At 47.1% G+C, this 263-nt stretch carries 1 protein-coding gene; it reads left to right on the top strand.

Annotated features, from left to right (window positions below):
• Positions 1–24 precede the first annotated feature (24 nt).
• Positions 25–263, top strand: a 239-nt coding sequence (locus FC85_RS11415; RefSeq protein WP_162255421.1) for a transposase, incomplete at its 3' end; no start/stop codon positions are given.

The raw sequence follows: 263 nt of genomic DNA, 5'->3' as shown, positions 1-263 counted from the left end.
GCGCTGACTAAGCAGCTAGTTACTTTGGCTAATAACTCCCTGCCTGAATTTGCCGTTATCACTTCTATGCCCGGCATCGGCGCACAAAGTGCGGCCGAACTCATTGGCGAACTTGGAGATATTCGTCGCTTTGATAGTGCCAATCAACTTAATGCCTTTGTCGGGATTGACATTAATCGTTACCAATCCGGTAAATATCTTCGACAAGACCATATTAATAAGCGGGGTGATCCCCGAGCCCGCATGCTGATGTATCTCATTGT

This window comes from Lentilactobacillus diolivorans DSM 14421 (assembly GCF_001434255.1).
Lineage (GTDB): Bacteria > Bacillota > Bacilli > Lactobacillales > Lactobacillaceae > Lentilactobacillus > Lentilactobacillus diolivorans.
The sequence above is the reverse complement of the archived record's forward strand: the minus strand, read 5'-3'. Positions and strand labels throughout refer to the sequence as shown.